We start from the raw sequence: 17,529 nt of genomic DNA, 5'->3' as shown, positions 1-17,529 counted from the left end.
CCTCACCACCCCGGTGGGCACGGTGCGCTGCCGCGGCCACCGCACGCGGCCGCGCCCATGGGCAGCGCGGTGAGCGGCTTCGGAGCAGGGGTCCGCCGCGGCGTGATGGCGGCCGACCAGTTCACCCAGATCGCCAACGGGTTGTTCCGCGACCCCCGACTCTCGTACCGGGCCAAGGGGCTCTTCGGCTACATCAGCACCCACCGCAACGGCTGGCTGGTGACCATCACCGCCCTCGTCGCCCTCGGGCCCGACGGGCGCGACGCCGTACGCGCAGGCCTGAACGAGCTGGAGAAATTCGGCTACCTGATCCGCGATCGCGTACGCCGCCCGAACGGCACCCTCGGAGAGATCGTCTACAGCATCACCGACCGTCCCGCCGCCCCGGACGTTCCGCCGATCGATCCGGCCACGGCACCGGCACTCCGGGGGATCGGCAGTGACGCCGGGTTCGCCGCAGGGATCCGCCGCGGGGTGATGGCGGCCGACCAGTTCACGCAGATCGCCAATGCGCTGTTCCGCGACCGCCGGATCTCTTTCAAGGCAAAGGGACTCTTCGGCTACATCAGCACCCACCGGGACGGCTGGCAGGTCACCGTCGCCAACCTCGCCCGACACGGCCGCGAACGAGTCGACGCGGTCACCACCGGCCTGGAGGAACTGGAGAACCACGGATTCCTGCTACGCGACCGCGCCCGCAATGCCGACGGCACGCTCGGTCAGGCGCTGTACTTCATCACCGACCTTCCGGCCCTGCAAAACCCCAGCTCACAACCAGAGTCGGGCTATCCAGGATTGGGCGAGCCAGCGTTGGCTGACCCCGGCACTAAGAACACCATCGTTAAGAAGACCAACAACCAGAAGACCAGCCCCATCCGTCCGTGCGACCTCGGCGACGCCGCCCACACGAACGGAAGGACGGCTCCCTCCCACGCGGCAGCGCCCCCGGCAGACGAGATCCACCCGGGCATCCAGCTCCTGCTGGAGATCGGGGCGAGCCGCCCTGAACTTCTGCTGACCGGGGCTGCGCTGACCGATCAGGGCCGCGTGTCGACCGTGATGATGGACGCCGGCTGGAGCGCCGAGCAGCTGCGCCACGTCATCGCCGACCGCCCCCTGCCGAAACCGGTGCGCACCTCGGTCGGCGCGATCATCGCCGCCCGGCTCCGCGCCGCCCAGGCCTACCCGCCGCCCACCACCACAGCCACCCATCGCGACGCGCCCCTGCTGGACGAGCCGTTCGTGACGGCGACAACGGTGCGGGCCTCGACCACGGCCGCCGACCGCACCGTGAGCGAAGCCCTCACCTACCGGGCCCTCGTCGAATGCGCCGGCTGCGGCGTGCCGGCCACCGCCGACGGCGAAGACCTCTGCCCGGCCTGCCTCGGCTGGCCGCTGTGCCGCACCTGCCCGGGCCCACCCGCAAGCGAGCCCACCCCGACGGCGACGGCCGCTGCCCGACGTGTGCCTCAGCCTGACCGACCAAACTGAAGGGAAGCCGCCCGCGCCAGACACCCCTCGCACACCACCGCCGGCCGCGTCCGGGCAGCACCAGCGCCCCTTCGCCCTCGACCCGGGCCGGTGGGAGGCGGAACGCGCACACGCCCTGCGAACCGGCCACGTCCGCGACTACACGTGCACGGACGCGTGCGAACCCGTGCTCGTCTACGAGCGCACCCGATGGGGCTGGCTCGCCTGGACCGTCCCAGGCGACGGCTCCCGCCCTGAACTGCCTCATCAGATCGGGGTTCTCACCCCAACGGCTACGCGCATGCAGCGCCTGGCCCTGCGCTGGCTGACCAGACGCCCTGCCAGGCACATCGGCCTGGCCTCCACCCTCCCCGGATCCCTGCGCGCCTCAACCGTCGCGGTCGCCGTCTTCAGTCTCGTTGCCGGCGTGTTGGCCATGGTCCACGGAGTCCCCGCTGACGTCGCCCTTCCCGGGATGCTGCTCGCGCCGTTGCTCGCCGAACACTGGCCGGGCCGACTGGACGCCCGGGCCCGCGAACATGTGCGCAGCGTCGAAGGCCCCAGCGCCTGCCGATACCTGCAGCGCCTCGCCGTCCTGCACACCTACCTCGTCCAAGCCGCCGCCAGCACCGACCGCTACGAGCTGCGCCGGTCGGCCGAGATCGGCCAGTGCCTGATGTGGGACGCCGCCGACCTGCTCCACACCCACGACATCCACTCCGCCTCAACCGGCCTCATCTACCGCGAACGGCTGATGCTCCAACTCGCCGACCAGGTCGCCCACATCCTCAAGACCACAGCCGCCCAGCCCGGGCCGGCCGGCGCGAACGCCTGCAGGCCGGGGCTGCTGGCCGTCCCGTACCCGCCGACACCGGCCCACCGTCCCGGCCGGCACCCCGGCACACCCCCTGCACATCACCGCTGAAAGGATTCCCTTCCCATGCCCCAGCCCGAGCGCAACCGTGCTGCCGGGACCTCAGACGTGTACCTGCTCTTCGCTCACGAGCACTACTACCCCGGCCCGGGAACCCAGGAGATCAACACCACCGTGGTCGCCGCTGACACCCTGCTCCACCCGCGGGTACTCCAGCCCGATGGCACCCGGATCCACGACCTCCTTAGACCGTGTCCTATGTGGTGAGGCGGACGAGTCGCTTGTAGCAGCAGATGGCGGCGGCGAGGCCGAGAAATCCCAGGTAGTTGCGCGGGTGGCGCTCGTAGCGGTGGTTGAGTCGGCGGTAGCCGGTCAGCCAGGACATCGTCCGCTCGATGACCCACCTGCGGCGGCCGAGCCGTTCGCTGGAGTCGACGCCCTTGCGGGCGATGCGGACACCGATGCGCTTGCCGCGTAACCACCTTCGCAGGTGAGGGATGTCGTAGGCCTTGTCGGCGTGCAGGCGTTGGGGTTTGAAGTGGCGTCCGCGGTGGGGGTCGTGTCTCGTTTGGTGACCGGCCACCATGGGCTTCAGTGCGAGGCTGTCGTGGACGTTGGCCGCAGAGACGCCAACGACGAGGGGCAGTCCGTTCGCGTCCGACAAGACGTGCATCTTGGAGCCCGGCTTGCCCCGGTCCACGGGACTCGGACCTGTGTGTTCGCCCCCTTTTTCGCCCTGACGTGGGCGGAGTCGAGGACGACGCGGGAGACGTCGATCAGGCCGGCGTCGTCGAGCCGGTGCAGGACCGCTTCGTGGAGGCGGCCCCAGACGCCGGCCCTGGACCAGATGAGGAACCTGCGATGCGCGGTCGACTTCGATATCCCGAAGCACGGCGGCAAGGCACGCCAGGCGCAGCCGCTGACCAGGACATAGATGATGGCTGCGAACAGCGTCTCATCAGGTGTGTCCTGTGTGCCGCCACCCTGCGGCCGCGCCTTCGACGGTGGGATCAGCGGCTTCGCGATCTCCCACAGCACGTCCGGAACGATCCAACTCCACGTACCCCGCCCCATGACAAGCCCAACGACCGCCTCACCACATAGGACATGATCTTACTCGAGGACGTCAGCGAAGGGAGATCATCCCGCTGGCCACCCTCACCCATGAACTCAACGGCGGCGCCGACTGGCCCACTGTCGGCGACTGGGAACGCGTCACCAACGACCTGGTGCACCTCGTACAGACACAGATGTGCGACGCCCTCAGCCTCGGACTTCCCGGAGTCGCCCGGGCCCTGCTCTGCGCCGGCCCCGACAGCCAGGTGCGGGCCCTCGACGCAGTGGCAGGGAAGGCCACCGTCCACGGAGCGGACGACCGCACCAAAGTCCTGGACAAGGTCGGCAAGCTCCTCACCAGCGTCACAACCGAGGAGCCCTTCTGGCCGGGCGACGGACTCCTGCCGCCGCTGTGCCAGACCTGACGACGCGGCAGCAGGACGCTGATCAAGCCGCCCGGACAGTTCAGACGAACGACTTCCGCCCCGGGACATCGGTCCTGGGGCGGAGTCTGATCAATTGCTGTCGCTCGCGCAGAGGACTCACAGGTCCGTCCACGGACGAGGCTCACCGCCGGTCAGCGGCATCCACACGGCCTGGGCGGGACCGTGTTGCTCAAGGTCTTCCAGCACGGCAGCCCCGAGCCGGACTTCGCGGGCAAGGGCCGCTACGAGCGGATGCTGAGCAACCATCGCCTGCAGATCGTTCATCCGATTCGCCAGCCTGGCTCGCGAAGCACAGGTGAGCACGAAGAGCACACGGGGAAAGACGGGATACCAGCGCAGCCAGGCAGGACCTGTGGCGGCCTGACGACGCCGGCCGACGGGCTGGGCCTCGTACTGGAAAAGACGGGCGTACTCGATCAGCTTCACGGCCAGCCGCTCGCTGCTCATGGTGCTGCGATCAACTTCCACGAACGCGCGCAGCTTTCGCCGGTGCTCGCTCTCGACGAGGGTGTAGTACATGACGGCGTCAGCCACAATCCGCTCGCCCTCGCCGATCGAGTGGGACACCTCAGGGGTCCAGTCCCAGGGGCCGTGCTCGTGCCCGAGCCGACGGGCGTCTTCAGCGAAGGCCAGGTGGGCGCGCACGGCGGCGAGCGTGTGCGGGGTTTTCAGCGATGCTGCTGTTGTCGAGGTGATGGGATAGGGCGGCCGGCCCCGCAGGACAGGCAAGTCCCGGGTCAACCGTGCGCCGTCCCGGGTGAGGTACCAGGCCTTGGTACGTGCACGACTCGCGCCCGGCAGCACCGTGCAGTCGACGCAGCCGTCGGAGCGCAGTCTGTTCAGAACACGGGACAGCACCTGTCGCGTGCCGTCCGGCCGCAACATCCGACGCAGCTGGCTGGTCGTGGCGATGCGGTGCTGGGCGAGCGCGGCCAGTACCTGGTGGGCCAGGGGCTCAGCCTGGCTGGGGGCCGATCTTGCCGGAGTGCCCCGTGCGGCGCTGGTCATGAGGTGTTCCCTTCCGCGGGCAGTGACGGACTCCGCCCTAACTTGGATTCCTCATGAGGAAAGCCGTGGTCCCCGACCAGACCCCCGACCACGCGGCCCCGACCATGGTCACGAACTCGAAACAGCCTCGCGGTCTGCACCATGGTCAGCCCTCGTACCCCGACCAATGGGCCGAGCCCGGACGCCAGGCGCGGAGTTTCGTGACCAGCGGCACGGGCCGAGAAGTCGGCGATGGCCGGTCCGCAGCAGCCGGGCTGCTGCGGGGCGTGGTGGCGAGCCACGCCATGCCGGCCATCGTGCGACACCCGGTCCGCATGGGACCAACGACCCGTAACCGGATGCCGCGTCTGTGGGGCGGTGGGGCGAATGCGCACTCACCGCCGGTTTCTATCGTCCGGAACTGCGCTGGGCGGCCTGCTCGAGGATCCGCCGACGTGTCCACCGCCGGCGCCTGCCCTTCTCCGTGACCGCATCGGCGGTTTCCAGCAAGGGCAGGTTGCCCTGGGAGAGGCTGCTGGAGAAGGAGTTGAGGCTCTTGAACCTCAGCAGTGCGGCTGCTTGCGTCGCTCCCAAGAGCTCGTCAGGGTCGCCGTCGACGGGAACGTCGGGCAGAGCGGGGGCGGCACGTTTGCCGCCGGCGCGCTTGCCGCGACCGGGCCGGGTGGCCATCCAGTCGAGCAGGGTCTGCACGCGCCACAGCTGCCGGCGGTAGGGGTGGTCGGCGGTTCCCATCTCGTCGACGACGTCCGGGTCGGGGAAGTAGCCGGGGTGGTCGCGGACGAAGGTGGTGACCTGGTTGGGGTTCTTGTAGCCGAGGAACCTCGAGGCCTCCGCCGCGTTCAGCAGCTCCTCGGGGTCGCGGGCGGGCGGTGTGTGCACCTGCAGCCGTGTCCGCGGGCGGTTGGCGAACCACTCGCTGACCTTCGCGTGGTCCCACAGGCGTGCGCGGCCGCGCATGTCGGCGACCTCAGGAAAGCCGTTCTCGGCGCGATCGTTGTAGAGGCCGCTGATCCGTGCGGGCGTCAGGCCCTGCTCAGCCGCGATCTCGGCAGCGTCGGCCAGGCGAGGCTCACGGCGCGAGGTCATGGCAGAGGTGTCCGTCCTGTCAGAAGCGAGCCGGCCTGCCCGGCTCACAACTCACATAATGGCAGGAGTGTAGGCCGGGGGTCCAGTGCGCTGCCCAGGTTTTCCCCCGGCGGCGCAAGGAACGCGAGATCATTCCTCCGGGATCAGGCACACGCCGCGCCGGGCCGCGGCCTCGGCCATCTCTGTGTAGGACAGGGCCGCCGGGGTCATCTCCCACTCGGCCAGGGCAAGCAGCAGGAGCAGCTCGCCGCGGTCCTGGGACGCAACGTGGGGCATGCCGGCCGCGGTCACGGCCGCCACCAGATCTTCGCCGGACATCCCGACGAAGCGTGCCGCCACCGAGTGGTGCATGTCGTCAAAACCCCGCTGGTAGAGCTCGCTCGCTTCGCGCAGGAGCAGCATGAGGTCCTCGTCGTGGCTGGCCGGTGCGGCTGCGGCGAGGTCAAGCAGGCGCTGGGTGGTTGTCATCATCATCAGTGTCTTTCAGGGAAGATCAGAAGTGGTCGTAGTCTCAGTGCGGAGCAGCGCAGCCGTCGCACGGCGATCGCCCGTCGCGACGGGCCAGGTCGGGCTCCTTGCGGGGCTTCAACCTCCAGAGCCGCCCGGACCTGCTCCTGCAGGGCGGTGAACTCCGGGCCGTCGTCCGGACAGACGACCCCGGGGTCGGGCGCCCCGCAGGTGGCGGCGTGCCGGATCAGATCGGTGATGCGCCAGTCGGCGCGGAAGCTGTCGCCCCGCGCCTGCTCGACCTCGGCGTACAGGTCGGCCAGCCGCGGCCGTCGGCCGATGGCCAGCAGGACGTCGTGGCGGGAGGCGAAGACGCACAGCGAGCACGAGCAGCTTCCGAACTACGAAGGGGGCGCGGTCGAAATACGGACGAAACTCCCTGACCAACACCGCTTGGACGTCAGGGCCGAGCCGATCCCTCGTTGTCTCGGCCCCCTTCCCAGCCGCTTTTGGCTGCTACGCCTCTGGCCAGAGCATGTTGGGGAAGACCCTGGCAAAGGATCTGCTCGTTGATACCGGCCAGTGGATTGGATGGGTCTGAGGTGAAGACAGCTTTCGTAGCGCGATGGCGTTGTTGCTCGCGGCGAAAGTCACTGCTTAGTGGGATGCCGAAATAGCCGGTGGCTACTCCGTTCGGCAGTGCAGGGTCCACGACGTCCCCTTCGTCAGTCAAGCACCATGCGTGCTCGAAGACGGTGAACGGAGCGCTGGAGGGGACGACGACGAAGCCTTCGACGTAGACCCAGCCCTTCTTGTCAGACCAGTGGCTCGCGGCCGCGAAGCACTGGCCCGGTGTCTGTGGCACTCCCTCGGGCCAGGGCGCCGGATGAAAGAATGAGCCGTATTCAGTGACAAGATCGGCGAAGCTCCGGTGAGTCCAGGTGTCATCGCCGAAACGCAGCTGGCGATACCGGTCAAGCCACTGGGTGAGCTCTTCCACTGGCTGCTGCGAATCTTCGGGTGCTGGCGAGGTGATCATCGATCTCTTCCTGCTGGCTGCTTCCTGCGGGGGGTATCCCCATCATGATTCTCCGGGATGATTGGCATGCCCAGGGTGACCGAAGTGCGGTTCCGGGCGAGACGGTCGAGCAAGGCGAGTTTGTTGCGCGCGGCTTCATGGCTGATCTGGAGTCCTTGGACCTCGCTGAGCCAGCCGTTGACGCGGGCCTCCTCGATGCGGTCACCGAGGTTGCGGATGATCTCTACCGCTGGCGCTGCGCGGTCGACTCGGAGCATCGGACACCGAACGCAGGCATGCTTGTGTGCGCACAGGGTGCCGTACGGACGTCCGCAGGTGCCCAGCTCAACCTTGCGCAGCTCGAAGTGCTTCTAGAACTCGTCCCATTCCTGTTCGGTGGGTTCTCGGTATTCCGCGGCGGGGCGATCAGCGCGCCGGGTGTCGAGGAATGCTTGGTAGGACTTGATCAGCTCTTCCTGGAATACCGCCAGGTATGCCTGGGTGGTGTTCAGGCTAGGGTCGAGGATCTTCGCGGCGATGCGCACGGGAAGGCCGCCGGTGACGGCGTCCATGACGAACATCCTGCGGAGGTCTCGTAGCGGGTCGTAGCGGGCCGAGAGAGGGACGCGGCCGTCGTCTCCCCGAATCCGGCAGACCATGGCGGCCGGCACGCTGGCCAGTTCCGGGGTGACGAGGAGCAGTCGCTCCTCGTTGCTCTTGGACGACACTATCTGCAGCAGGGGAACCACCTCGCCGCTGTCAGGGCAGGCGGTAGGAGGCCAAGGCGAGGTGGGTCAATTCCAGCAGTTCCTCGACACGAACGGCCGGTGTGCCTGAGCGTCTCGATGATCGCCCAGGCCCAGAACGCGTCTTCTTCTGTGGAGAGATTCGATGCGTTCGCCTCTTTCTTCGTCAGTGACTAGGACGGCGTCCGGACCGGGCTGGGTCGCGCTCCGGGTGTCCCACCGGTACCGGGCCCGGCGGTAGGTTCGCCGGGCGCGCTCGACGGTCTCGTCGATGGGCGTCTCGCGAGCGGCAGCCAACAGGGTGGCCTGGTCGTCGCGGTGCTCTTTTGCCGAGATGCCTTCCAGTTCGCTGCGGCGGATCGGGCAGCGGACCGCCCACGGCGCCCAGGACGGGGCCTCGCGCACCCACGCCTGGATATCGAGGTAGGGAATCCGAACCCGGCCGAGGACCTCCAAGCATCCCTTGCGGGGCCTTTTCGGCCCTCGTTTGCCGGAGGTGAAGGCGAGCCGGGCCGCTCGACGTCCTGGTCGACATCGGCCCGCCGATCAGCCGGTGCCAGCCACCGACGACTACGACACGGCCATGCTCTGATGCTCATTCAGGCCCCTTGCATCGTTCTGTGGGGGGTATCGCGATCCTGCCTCATGGGGGCTGTTTTTGGCCAAGTTCCCGGGCCGCTTTCCGTGATTCTGAGGCGCTGGCCTGTCACCGAACCGTGATCAGTCACCTTGCCATTCGTCTTCGACGATGGAATGGACCTCTGAGTCGCGCCACTGACCGACCTTGTAGATGCGCTGCCGGATGGTTCCCTCTTCGGTCATCCCGGCCGGCGTTTCGAGAACTGGAAGGGGCTGGGTAGTGTCGTGACACACCTACCTGGAAGGGCAGTTGCATGGCGAGCGAGATCGTGATTGCGCAGACGACCATCGACGACGAGGACCAGGCGAAGGCCCTCGCGCGCGGCGCGGTGGAGAACCGGTTGGCCGCGTGTGCCCACATCGATCCACCGTTCACTGCGGTGTACCGGTGGAAGGGCACCATTGAGACGGCTCAGGAGTGGCGGATCTCGTACAAGACGACCACAGACCGGCTCCCGGAGCTGGCGGGCTGGGTGTCCAAGAATCACAGCTACGAGGTTCCTGAGTGGATCACGCTCCCGGTAACCGGGGGCTCCGAGGCCTATCTGGCCTGGGCCGTCGAAGAGAGCAAGCCGTAGCCGGCTGGGTAAAGCCTCAAGCGGCGAACTGCTTTAGATGCCGCGCGAGTTCGCGCTCACGGTCCGGCAGGTGGGACGCGACGGCCTGGGCGCGGGCTCTCCCCATAGTGGTGGGACGGGCCTCCGCAGCCGCAGCGAACTGGCGTGACACGTAGACGCCTTGGTCGAGATCTCCACCGCGCAACAGCGCAGTCGCCAAGTCGCCCAGCACGACAACGCCCGCTTCCGGCAGCTCCCTGCCCAGCCGGTCCACTGCATGGTCGGCAGTCTCAGCCAGCTCCTGCCGCCCGAGTCGCCCGTACACCGACAGCGCCAGGGAGTCCATCCGGTAGGGAGTCATGAAGCGCACCCACGCCTGCTCGCTGGTGTGATCGGCGAAGTCGTACGCGAAGCGGGCGCGGTCCAACGCGCGCAGGGCGTTTGTCTCGTCGCCCGTGTTCGCCGCTTCCTCTGCAAGGCGGCCATAGATCCAGCCAGCAGCGGCGGCGTTACCCGGGCCGCGAACATGCTGGGCGGCTTCGGCCAACAGCTTCGAGGCCTTCTCTGGACTGGTCGTTCCGTAGCTCGTGTAAGCCCGAGCCAGCGACCGCAGCGGCGGGTGGCCGGCAGCCTTCGCGCAGTCCATGGTGACCTCGTAATACGATTGCGCGCGCGCATCGTCCCCCAAGTCCCACGCGACCCATCCCGCCAAGGCGGCTGTTTCCCCGGCCGCAATCGTCAGCATTCGTTCGTGCTCGCCGGCTCGCGGCAGCGCCGCCGTAATCGCGTTGAGGTGTCCCTCAACTTCGCTTTGCAGTTCGAGCGCAGTCAGGGCACCCTCGCGAACGTGCAGGGCACACGCACGATCAACGAGGGTGGCGGCCGCATCTGAGTCGATCTTCCTGCCCTTGCTCAGGGCATGCGCGAGACGTTCCCAAGGCTCGGCAGCGGCGGCTGCGCCGACGACGGCACCCCCAAGCAGCGTGCGGCGTTTCACGTCGTCCTGATCCTTCCCTTCACAGCGGGCGCCCTTCCTGCGCCTCGCGCGGGCGGCTGAGGCCTCCCGCTGCAGGTACTCAGGGGATAAGCCGCATGCCACGGCGATGTGCGCGAGTGTGTGGTTCGTCGGGATGTTCCCGCCGTGCTCGTAGCGGTTGATCTCACGCCGGGTCATGGTCTCCCGGCCCGAGACAGCGTTGATCACGGCTGCCTGCTCCTCCTGCGTTCGCCCGGCCCTCTGGCGGAGTCGGAGAAGCAGTTCGGCGAACTCGTCTGTTGCCATGAGTGTGTCCTCTTCCTTGGGCGGATACCAATCATGGCCGCAACTTCCCCCGCTAGTTTCCCCCTTGACAGGGTTTTCCCCCGCTGAATTCCCCTGGTAGAGAACCCGGGCCCGCGAAACGGTGAGTGCGTGACCACGATCCGTGAGGCTCTCGTCTCTGAGCGCCGCTGAACCAGGGAGTCCCCCAGTGAACACGCCGACGCAGCGCATCCCACCAGCCACCAGTTCCGAACCCGGAGCGCTGTCCGTTGCGCTGGGAGCTCGGAGGACGTCGTGCATGACGTCAGCCGTCAGGCAGCGCGAAGGCATCTGGACGGCCCTTGAGATGTCGATCGAGCGGCATCCGGACCCTGAGGTCGAGGGCCTGTCCAAGGCAGATGCCGCCTGGCCGCAACGGCTTCGCCGCATCGTCCGCGCCAGCCTCACCCACTGGGAGTGGACCGATGTCATCGATACCGCGGAGCTGCTGCTGACGGAGCTCGTGACCAACGCTCTCCGCCACGGCAAGGCCGACGACATCGGCGTACGCGTGTACCTCGACGGCGACCGGTGCGTTATTGAGGTGGTTGACGGCTCACCCGTCCGTCCCGAGTTGCGTCAGGCCGGCCCTGACGACGAGAGCGGCCGAGGCCTACTTCTTGTTGAGTCCCTGGCCGAATCCTGGGGCGTCAGCTCCGACGGAACCACGACCTGGTGCACCCTCCCCTGATCAAAGGACCCATTGAGATGCAACCCGCCGCGGTGACCGCGCCGGTCTCACGCGAGATGCCGCTGGAACTCCCCTGCAGACTCCAGCGCGGTGACCATGGCCCGGCTGCGGGCCCGGACGCTGCTCACAATGCTGGGCTGGCCCGGGAACATTCACGCCGCGATCGACGCCCTTCACTGCCTCGTCGACAACGCTGTGGAATACGGTCCACGCCTGGGAGAGCCGGGCAGCTCCTCGGCTCCTGCCTCCGCGTCACCGGGGCCCACGAACTCCTCTTCGACGTCACCGACCTCAACCCGACGTTCCCCAACTTCAACAAGGCGCGAACTGCGACGCAGCCTGTGGGAGGCCGGGCGGCTTGGCGCACGGTTCTCCTGGTTCGTCAGCCCCGACTTCACGGGCAAGACGATGCGTGCCACCATGCGGCCGGGCCGGGTGGACCTGTGACCGCCCCCGCAGAGGCGATGCCGACCGGCGCGCAGATGATGCAGCAACTGGTCGAGTCCGCCGACGCGGCCCGGGAGCCGGCCGCAGACATGGCCGACCTTGCCGAGGTGATCCGCACCCTCCTGGCCGTCGAGGCCCGCCGCGAAACCCGCGTACGCCTCGGAGGCAACCTCTTCGACGTCGTCATCACCAGCTCCGGTGTGCAGGCACGTTGCGCCGTCGCCCTGATGGACGAGACCCAGGGCGGATTCGGTCCCGTGAGTGAGGACCCCGAGAGCGGATGGACTGGCTGGTGCCGCCCGGGTCCTCCGGTCGATGGTTGCCGCACACGCAAGCCGTGTGCCTCGGCGGGCCCCACACCATCACGTTGCCGTCCCTCAATCGGATTACGCCGCCGGGCCCGTACTGGTTCCGGCCCTCGGCTAGCGACCGTCTCGTCCCGCCGGGCCCACTCCGGGAAGCCCTGGCGCAGCTTCGGCCCGAGCCGACACCGCATTCCGCCCTCGCGGCCCGGCTCGGCATCACCACCTGAGACACCGTGTCCAGCCCTGTCCCGACGGCGCTGGACACGGGCCCAAGCCCCTGTTGCCGGGGCGGATCCGGCCCCGGCAACAGGTCCATCTCGAGAAAGCAAGCACCCATGACGAAGCTGGCCAGGAGGGCGGCATGAGACCGACAGCGCCGTACGTGACGCCGTGGAGTGGGGAGAACAACTCGCCCGCGCCTGTGACGCTCACCGCGTCCGGCGTCGCCTACGCCGACCCCGTGATGGACGCCCTCGCGCGCGACATCGACGGGGTGCTGTGGACGCTGCGCGGCGGCACTGCCACCGGCAAGCCGGAGAATGCGGCCGGCTCCCTCCCGGTCGGCAGCGAACCACCATGGAGGCCATGTTGTGCGCCTGCTGCAAGCAGCTGGCCGCCCGAGACGAGCGGGGCATGGCATGGCTCCTGCCCTCCTCGACGAACGCCACGGACACGGTCTGGGAGGGCGTACGCACCGTCATTCCGCCCATGTGCGAGGTGTGCGCGGACTTGGCCCCGCGGGCATGCCCCGGCTGCGGGACGGCCACGTGGAGCTCCGCGTCCGCGGAGGCCGAGCAGATCGGCGTCTAGGGCACGCTCTACCCCCGTCCCGGTGCACACCAAGCCCCCGATCCTGACGCCCTGGTCCTCTACGACTCGCCGGATCTGCCGTTCACGGTCGCCCGCCAGCTCGTCCGAGAGCTGCGCCAGGTCACCGTGGTCACCTTCGCCGCGGCGATCCCCTAGGCCCCTGCCTGGTGGCCCGGCTGACGCACAGTCCCGGGTCATTGGGCAGGCACAACCCGGCGCGGGGACCAACTACCCGACTCGTGCCCCCCACGATCAGGTACCCCCGCGCCGGGCCACCCAAGACTCGTCGGCCTGCCGAACCGAAGGACAGGTGGCCGGCGACCGGGGTGGGTCCGCGGAGCCGCCCCCGGCTCCACCTTCTGCGGCGGGCCCACCCCATCTATGGCAATCACAGCGCATCTACGACACGAGGAGAACCATGTTCGCCCACTCTGACCGCTTCCCCACCGGTTCCCCGATCCCGCGGGGAACCGTCACCGCGGCCCCCTGGGGCGTGGGCCGGATGGCCCCCTACCCCACCATGGCCCCCGCCCACAGCTCGGTCCGTCTCGACCCGGCCACCCAGACCGCCGTGTTCTTCGACGCGGCCGGCCAGGTGATGGAGATGCCCGGTCACGGCACGTCCACCGGCACCTCGCCGTCCACCGGCACCAGCCCCGACGGCAACGGCTCCACCCAGGACACCGATTCCGGGAGCGACAACGACCAGTGAGTGACACACGTCCGGTGTTGGTCGTCACCAGCCTGTACGACCCCACCGCCGACGTGGTGATCAGCGAGCTGCACGACCGGGGTGTCCCGGTCGTGCGGCTCGACTCGGGGGACTTCCCCGCATCACTGTCGGTGGAGGCAGAGATCACCGCAAACGGCGTCCAGGGACAACTCGTGACTCCGTCCCGCACCGCCGACCTCGCAGCCGTCCGCGCCCTGTACTACCGCCGCCCGAGCGGGTTCGCCTTCCCGCACGTGTCCGAGCAGGACGCCAGGTTCGCCGCCACCCAGGCCCGGTACGGACTCGGCGGAGTCGTGGCGGCGCTCCCCGGCTGCCTCTACGTCAACCACCCGCACCGGATCGGGGACGCCGAGTTCAAGCCGTCCGGACTCGCGGCGGCCGTCGACGCCGGGTTCCTGGTGCCGCCCACCCTCATCACCTCCAATGCAGACGCCGCCCGCGCCTTCGTGAAACGGCACGGCTCGGTCGTCTACAAGCCGCTCCACAACCCGGTGTACCTCGTCGACGGGGTGTCGAACGTCGTCAAGATTGCCGAGGTGGCGGAGGAGGACATCAATGACAGCGTGGCCGGCACGGCGCACCTGTTCCAGCAGCGCGTGCACAAAACGGCCGACGTGCGCGTCACCGTCATCGGCGACCGCATGTTCAGCGTCCGCATCGACTCCGATCTGCTCGACTGGCGCACCGACTACAGCCGCCTGACCTACACCCCCGTGGAGGCGCCGTCGGGAATCAGGCGTGCCCTGCGCCGGTACATAGACCACTTCGGGCTCGTCTTCGGCGCTTTCGACTTCTGCGTAGGCGAAGACGGGGGATGGTGGTTCCTGGAGTGCAACCCGTCCGGCCAGTGGTACTGGCTTGAGTCCGAGACCGGCCTGCCGATGTGCGCAGCGCTGGCCGACCTGTTGGAGAGGAAGTCGTGACCGACCAGGCCCAGCACCTTCGCGTACAGCTCCTGAACGCGCTCACAGCCAGCGGCAGCGTCCGCACCGAGCCGTGGGAGGCAGCGGCCGGCACCGTCCCCCGGCACGACTTCCTCCGCAGTGGCTTCTTCCGGCGTGCCGACGGCTCGGCCTGGGAGCCCGTGCTGCAGGACGACCCGGGATGGCTCGAGGCCTGCTATCGGGACGAATCCCTGGTGACGCAGATCGCTGGCACTATCCTCCCGCCGGACATCCGCGGCCAGATCCTGCGGGAGCCGACCAGCTCCAGCACGCTGCCGTCCCTCGTCCTGCGAATGCTCGAGGACCTCCAGGTCGAACCTGGCATGAAGGTCCTCGAGATCGGAACCGGAACCGGGTACTCGACCGCCGTCCTCTGCACGCGTCTCGGAGAGGGCCTCGTCACCTCCGTCGAGTACGACGAGGACATCGCCAGCCGAGCGGGCACCGCCCTCGGGCAGCTCGGCATCCACCCCACGCTCATCGCCGGCGACGGGCTCCTTGGGCACGCCGACGGCGGACCCTACGACCGGATCATCGCGACTTGTTCCGTGAAGACCGTGCCTTCGGCGTGGATCGAGCAGACCTGGCCCGGCGGACTGATCCTCGCAACCATCGGCGGCTGGCTCAGTGCATCGGAACTGGCGCGCCTGACCGTTCACGAGGACGGCACAGCGTCCGGCCCCCTGCTCGGCGGGCAGGTGAGCTTCATGCTCGCCCGGCCGCAATCGCCTCCCCAGCTCGGCATGCTTCCCGATCTGGGCGCGGGAACGGAGCGGCAGGCCATCATCGGCGCCGACATCCTGGATGACTGGATGCCTCGTTTCATCGCCCAGTTCGCCGCTCCGAACGCTCAGCGCCTCACTCTCGACCAGGATGGGCACACCGAACACGTCCTCGTCGACATCGCCTCCGGCTCGTGGGCTGCCGTCTACGAGGACCGTGGACACTGGATCGCCCGCCAGGGCGGTCCGGCGCCCCTCTGGGACGCCATCGAGGAGGAGGTCGGACGGTGGCATGCTGCCGGGAAGCCGGCAGCGGAAGAGATGACCGTCACGATCACACCGCAGGGCCAGACCCTCGCCTGGTAGCCCCTCGAGCGGCCCGCTCGTCCGCCCCCAGGTGCAGACGAGCGGGGCCGTTTGCTGTTCATGGTGCGCGGCGTGACTACTCAGCGAACCTCCAGGACCCTCGCCGCGGAGCCGCCGCCCTGTGCCTCACCGCCTTCGGCGTGCTCGGTGTCCTCGCGGCGCTGGGCGCACTCCACTGGGGCGCGGGCCTGTCCGCCGCAATGGGCGGGATCCACGCCGCAGGCCTGCTGATCACCCCCAAACTCGACGCCTCCCGCGCCGCCCACGTCCTGCGCTGGACAACGTGCAGCGTTGGATACAGCGGCCTGACCGGCCGCGCCTTCGCCCTGTACGTACCCCTCGGCTGGATCGGCGTCGCCCTCGCAGTGACCGCGGCCGGCGCGTGGCTCACCCGGACCGGAGTCTGAGGAGCCTGATGGCCCGCCAGTTCCTCCGCGCCCTCCGCGGCCTGCTCGCACCCAGAGCAGCCGAGCCGCCACCCCCGCCCGCGGAGACGAAGGACCTCCTCGCTGGGGGGCGTCTTCACGTCGATGACGCTCGCGGGCGTCGCCAGCGTGTGGGGCACCCTAGGCCGCGCGGATGGCTGGGACCTCGAGCGCGTCATCACCGAGGGCTACGAGCGCAGCATCTGGACCTCCAAGAGCGTCGAGTTCGAGAACCACCCGCCCCTGGCCCGCGTGCTGAGGGTCGACGTCGCGACCCTCTTCGTCGATCTGGACAGCTCGAGCGTCGATGCGACGGCGCCGACACTCTGATGACGCAGCCGCCGGCCAAAGGTATGGCGTAGTCGCGTCGTCAGATGTCGTCCCCGAACAGGGTCGGCGCGGCCTGGAGTTCGTTCATCCAGGCCAGGAGCCGCGGGAGGTTGGTGTCGGGCCGAAGGCGAGATAGGTGACGTCACAGCTGTTGCAGCCGAACTGGCACGACGCTGATGGCGATAGCTGAATCTCCCAACCCATGCCCCGACCTGGATTCAGGCGTTGCGCTCCACGATGAGCATGGAGCCGCCGGTCCTGGCGCTCCGACGTACCACTTCGCCGGGCTGCAGAGCCTTTACGGCGAGCTGGTAGCCATCGGCGCCGTCGTCGCAGGAGGAGAGTCCGCGGCGAGTGCCGAAGACGACGGGCTCGCCCTGGGCCGCGATGGTGTACCCGCGCTTGCGGTACCAGCGCATGACAGGAAAGGCACCCATCCGGATCTTGGCAAGTGTCAGGTGAGTCCCGTCGGCGCGTGCGGCGTTCTCGACTTCCTCCAGCAGGGCCGTACCGACGCCCTGATTGCGATAGAGCTCTGCCACGGCGAGGAGCTCGATCTCGATGAGCGAACGGATCAGGGTGTTCCGATGAGCCGACGGCTGTTCATGAAGCCATCGGATAGGAGGCGTGGCATACAGCATCCCTGCGATGGCGTCCCCGACCCGGGCAACCCAGCACTTCCCTAGCCCGTAAGGCAGCGGCACGCAACCGCCGTGTTCGTTGATGGCCGCAGCCAGAGGAGACAGTGGCGCGTCCGCTATGGGGGCGTGGCTGTTAAGAGCGAGTGTTCCCAGGGCTGCGGCCGCTCGTCCTTCTCCCCGAACGGCAAGGGTGATCATGGCGCGGCCATTGCGGGCCTGGTCGGTCATAAGTGCACCTTACGACAGGGCGCGCCGAGGTCTTCTGCTGGCCAGAGAAACGGACCCCAAGGCGCACAAATCGTGCTTTCGTGGTTTTCGCTGGCTTACTTGACAGGTCGTTAGTCTTCTGAGTCAGGAATTCTGTTCAGATGTATAGGCTGGCTCCATGGCACGGACCGGGCGGCCGAAGGCCGAGTTAAGACTGTCGGACGAGGAACGGGCTGCACTCGAGGGGTGGGTGCGGCGTCG

21 protein-coding genes are annotated in these 17,529 nt (G+C 68.4%); 11 read left to right on the top strand and 10 right to left on the bottom strand.

The annotated features are described in order from the left end of the window. Positions 1-57 precede the first annotated feature (57 nt). Both ACF08N_RS35550 and ACF08N_RS35545 read left to right on the top strand, forming a co-directional pair. Positions 58-1,491, top strand: a complete 1,434-nt coding sequence (locus ACF08N_RS35550) for a hypothetical protein (RefSeq protein ID WP_392328879.1) — start codon at positions 58-60, stop codon at positions 1,489-1,491. A 280-nt stretch (positions 1,492-1,771) separates the two neighbouring features. Beyond that, on the top strand, positions 1,772-2,395 hold the full coding sequence (locus ACF08N_RS35545; RefSeq protein WP_392328878.1) for a hypothetical protein: 624 nt from the start codon (positions 1,772-1,774) through the stop codon (positions 2,393-2,395). 205 nt (positions 2,396-2,600) lie between these two features. Here ACF08N_RS35545 and ACF08N_RS35540 read toward each other — a convergent pair. Beyond that, a protein-coding gene (locus tag ACF08N_RS35540; RefSeq protein ID WP_392328877.1) for an IS5 family transposase occupies positions 2,601-3,418 on the bottom strand; the annotation gives its coding sequence in 2 pieces (ribosomal slippage) (positions 2,601-3,076 and positions 3,076-3,418; 819 coding nt in all). A 155-nt stretch (positions 3,419-3,573) separates the two neighbouring features. Between ACF08N_RS35540 and ACF08N_RS35535 the strand changes: the two genes are divergently transcribed. Beyond that, on the top strand, positions 3,574-3,825 hold the full coding sequence (locus tag ACF08N_RS35535; protein ID WP_392328876.1) for a hypothetical protein: 252 nt from the start codon (positions 3,574-3,576) through the stop codon (positions 3,823-3,825). A gap of 117 nt (positions 3,826-3,942) precedes the next feature. On the opposite strand, the gene ACF08N_RS35530 is transcribed toward ACF08N_RS35535, so the two are convergent. The 7 genes from ACF08N_RS35530 to ACF08N_RS35500 all read right to left on the bottom strand — a co-directional run bounded on the left by ACF08N_RS35530 (position 3,943) and on the right by ACF08N_RS35500 (position 8,607). After that, positions 3,943-4,854, bottom strand: a complete 912-nt coding sequence (locus ACF08N_RS35530) for a replication-relaxation family protein (protein ID WP_392328875.1) — start codon at positions 4,852-4,854, stop codon at positions 3,943-3,945. A gap of 387 nt (positions 4,855-5,241) precedes the next feature. Next, positions 5,242-5,940 (bottom strand): hypothetical protein, encoded by a 699-nt coding sequence (locus ACF08N_RS35525; RefSeq protein ID WP_392328874.1) that lies wholly within the window; start codon positions 5,938-5,940, stop codon positions 5,242-5,244. Between the two features lie 129 nt (positions 5,941-6,069). Further along, positions 6,070-6,408 (bottom strand): hypothetical protein, encoded by a 339-nt coding sequence (locus ACF08N_RS35520; RefSeq protein ID WP_392328873.1) that lies wholly within the window; start codon positions 6,406-6,408, stop codon positions 6,070-6,072. Positions 6,409-6,847: 439 nt separating this feature from the next. Beyond that, positions 6,848-7,426, bottom strand: a complete 579-nt coding sequence (locus ACF08N_RS35515; protein ID WP_392328872.1) for a hypothetical protein — start codon at positions 7,424-7,426, stop codon at positions 6,848-6,850. Continuing rightward, entirely contained in the window at positions 7,423-7,683 is a 261-nt protein-coding gene (locus tag ACF08N_RS35510; RefSeq protein WP_392328871.1) for a hypothetical protein, read from the bottom strand. The genes ACF08N_RS35515 and ACF08N_RS35510 overlap by 4 nt, the downstream gene beginning before the upstream one ends. Before the next feature lie 93 nt (positions 7,684-7,776). After that, the gene (locus tag ACF08N_RS35505; RefSeq protein ID WP_392328870.1) at positions 7,777-8,154 is read right to left on the bottom strand and encodes a hypothetical protein; all 378 of its coding nucleotides are present in this window, start codon (positions 8,152-8,154) and stop codon (positions 7,777-7,779) included. Positions 8,155-8,199: 45 nt separating this feature from the next. Beyond that, on the bottom strand, positions 8,200-8,607 hold the full coding sequence (locus ACF08N_RS35500; protein ID WP_392328869.1) for a hypothetical protein: 408 nt from the start codon (positions 8,605-8,607) through the stop codon (positions 8,200-8,202). 437 nt (positions 8,608-9,044) lie between these two features. Between ACF08N_RS35500 and cutA the strand changes: the two genes are divergently transcribed. Continuing rightward, positions 9,045-9,368, top strand: a complete 324-nt coding sequence (gene cutA / locus ACF08N_RS35495; protein WP_392328868.1) for a divalent-cation tolerance protein CutA — start codon at positions 9,045-9,047, stop codon at positions 9,366-9,368. Positions 9,369-9,384: 16 nt separating this feature from the next. Here the strand turns inward: cutA and ACF08N_RS35490 are convergent, their stop codons facing one another. Next, complete coding sequence (locus tag ACF08N_RS35490) at positions 9,385-10,629, bottom strand: helix-turn-helix domain-containing protein (protein ID WP_392328867.1); 1,245 nt, start codon at positions 10,627-10,629, stop codon at positions 9,385-9,387. Positions 10,630-10,906: 277 nt separating this feature from the next. On the opposite strand from ACF08N_RS35490, the gene ACF08N_RS35485 reads away from it, so the two are divergent. The 7 genes from ACF08N_RS35485 (at position 10,907) to ACF08N_RS35455 (ending at position 16,420) form a co-directional block, all read left to right on the top strand. Further along, on the top strand, positions 10,907-11,338 hold the full coding sequence (locus tag ACF08N_RS35485) for an ATP-binding protein (protein WP_392328866.1): 432 nt from the start codon (positions 10,907-10,909) through the stop codon (positions 11,336-11,338). Between the two features lie 1,328 nt (positions 11,339-12,666). After that, a complete protein-coding gene (locus ACF08N_RS35480; RefSeq protein ID WP_392328865.1) occupies positions 12,667-12,900 on the top strand; it encodes a hypothetical protein in 234 nt (77 codons plus the stop codon). Between the two features lie 418 nt (positions 12,901-13,318). Continuing rightward, a complete protein-coding gene (tgmA, locus tag ACF08N_RS35475; RefSeq protein WP_392328864.1) occupies positions 13,319-13,612 on the top strand; it encodes a putative ATP-grasp-modified RiPP in 294 nt (97 codons plus the stop codon). Beyond that, positions 13,609-14,556 (top strand): ATP-grasp ribosomal peptide maturase, encoded by a 948-nt coding sequence (gene tgmB / locus ACF08N_RS35470; protein WP_392328863.1) that lies wholly within the window; start codon positions 13,609-13,611, stop codon positions 14,554-14,556. Before tgmA ends, tgmB begins: the two co-directional genes overlap by 4 nt. After that, positions 14,553-15,665 carry an ATP-grasp peptide maturase system methyltransferase gene (tgmC, locus tag ACF08N_RS35465; protein ID WP_392328862.1) on the top strand — a complete coding sequence of 371 codons (1,113 nt, stop codon included), beginning with the start codon at positions 14,553-14,555 and terminating at the stop codon, positions 15,663-15,665. Before tgmB ends, tgmC begins: the two co-directional genes overlap by 4 nt. Before the next feature lie 140 nt (positions 15,666-15,805). Beyond that, the gene (locus ACF08N_RS35460; protein ID WP_392328861.1) at positions 15,806-16,072 is read left to right on the top strand and encodes a hypothetical protein; all 267 of its coding nucleotides are present in this window, start codon (positions 15,806-15,808) and stop codon (positions 16,070-16,072) included. Positions 16,073-16,195: 123 nt separating this feature from the next. Continuing rightward, positions 16,196-16,420, top strand: a complete 225-nt coding sequence (locus ACF08N_RS35455; protein ID WP_392328860.1) for a hypothetical protein — start codon at positions 16,196-16,198, stop codon at positions 16,418-16,420. Between the two features lie 218 nt (positions 16,421-16,638). On the opposite strand, the gene ACF08N_RS35450 is transcribed toward ACF08N_RS35455, so the two are convergent. Further along, positions 16,639-17,289: a GNAT family N-acetyltransferase gene (locus ACF08N_RS35450; protein ID WP_392328859.1), complete on the bottom strand. Its 651-nt coding sequence runs from the start codon at positions 17,287-17,289 to the stop codon at positions 16,639-16,641. Positions 17,290-17,529: the final 240 nt, after the last annotated feature.

Origin of the sequence: Streptomyces sp. NPDC015127 (assembly GCF_043080095.1) — a bacterium.
Taxonomy (GTDB): Bacteria; Actinomycetota; Actinomycetes; order Streptomycetales; family Streptomycetaceae; genus Streptomyces.
This window is presented reverse-complemented; position numbering and strand designations above follow the sequence as displayed.

Excerpts from the sequence above, each read along its gene's own strand:
- ACF08N_RS35530 (WP_392328875.1), bottom strand. The coding sequence starts at position 4,854 with ATGACCAGCGCCGCACGGGGCACTCCGGCAAGATCGGCCCCCAGCCAG.
- tgmA (WP_392328864.1), top strand. The coding sequence starts at position 13,319 with ATGTTCGCCCACTCTGACCGCTTCCCCACCGGTTCCCCGATCCCGCGG.
- ACF08N_RS35550 (WP_392328879.1), top strand. The coding sequence starts at position 58 with ATGGGCAGCGCGGTGAGCGGCTTCGGAGCAGGGGTCCGCCGCGGCGTG.
- ACF08N_RS35455 (WP_392328860.1), top strand. The coding sequence starts at position 16,196 with ATGACGCTCGCGGGCGTCGCCAGCGTGTGGGGCACCCTAGGCCGCGCG.
- ACF08N_RS35525 (WP_392328874.1), bottom strand. The coding sequence starts at position 5,940 with ATGACCTCGCGCCGTGAGCCTCGCCTGGCCGACGCTGCCGAGATCGCG.
- ACF08N_RS35510 (WP_392328871.1), bottom strand. The coding sequence starts at position 7,683 with ATGCTCCGAGTCGACCGCGCAGCGCCAGCGGTAGAGATCATCCGCAAC.
- ACF08N_RS35490 (WP_392328867.1), bottom strand. The coding sequence starts at position 10,629 with ATGGCAACAGACGAGTTCGCCGAACTGCTTCTCCGACTCCGCCAGAGG.
- ACF08N_RS35480 (WP_392328865.1), top strand. The coding sequence starts at position 12,667 with ATGGAGGCCATGTTGTGCGCCTGCTGCAAGCAGCTGGCCGCCCGAGAC.
- ACF08N_RS35485 (WP_392328866.1), top strand. The coding sequence starts at position 10,907 with ATGACGTCAGCCGTCAGGCAGCGCGAAGGCATCTGGACGGCCCTTGAG.
- ACF08N_RS35515 (WP_392328872.1), bottom strand. The coding sequence starts at position 7,426 with ATGATCACCTCGCCAGCACCCGAAGATTCGCAGCAGCCAGTGGAAGAG.
- cutA (WP_392328868.1), top strand. The coding sequence starts at position 9,045 with ATGGCGAGCGAGATCGTGATTGCGCAGACGACCATCGACGACGAGGAC.
- ACF08N_RS35545 (WP_392328878.1), top strand. The coding sequence starts at position 1,772 with ATGCAGCGCCTGGCCCTGCGCTGGCTGACCAGACGCCCTGCCAGGCAC.
- ACF08N_RS35450 (WP_392328859.1), bottom strand. The coding sequence starts at position 17,289 with ATGACCGACCAGGCCCGCAATGGCCGCGCCATGATCACCCTTGCCGTT.
- ACF08N_RS35520 (WP_392328873.1), bottom strand. The coding sequence starts at position 6,408 with ATGACAACCACCCAGCGCCTGCTTGACCTCGCCGCAGCCGCACCGGCC.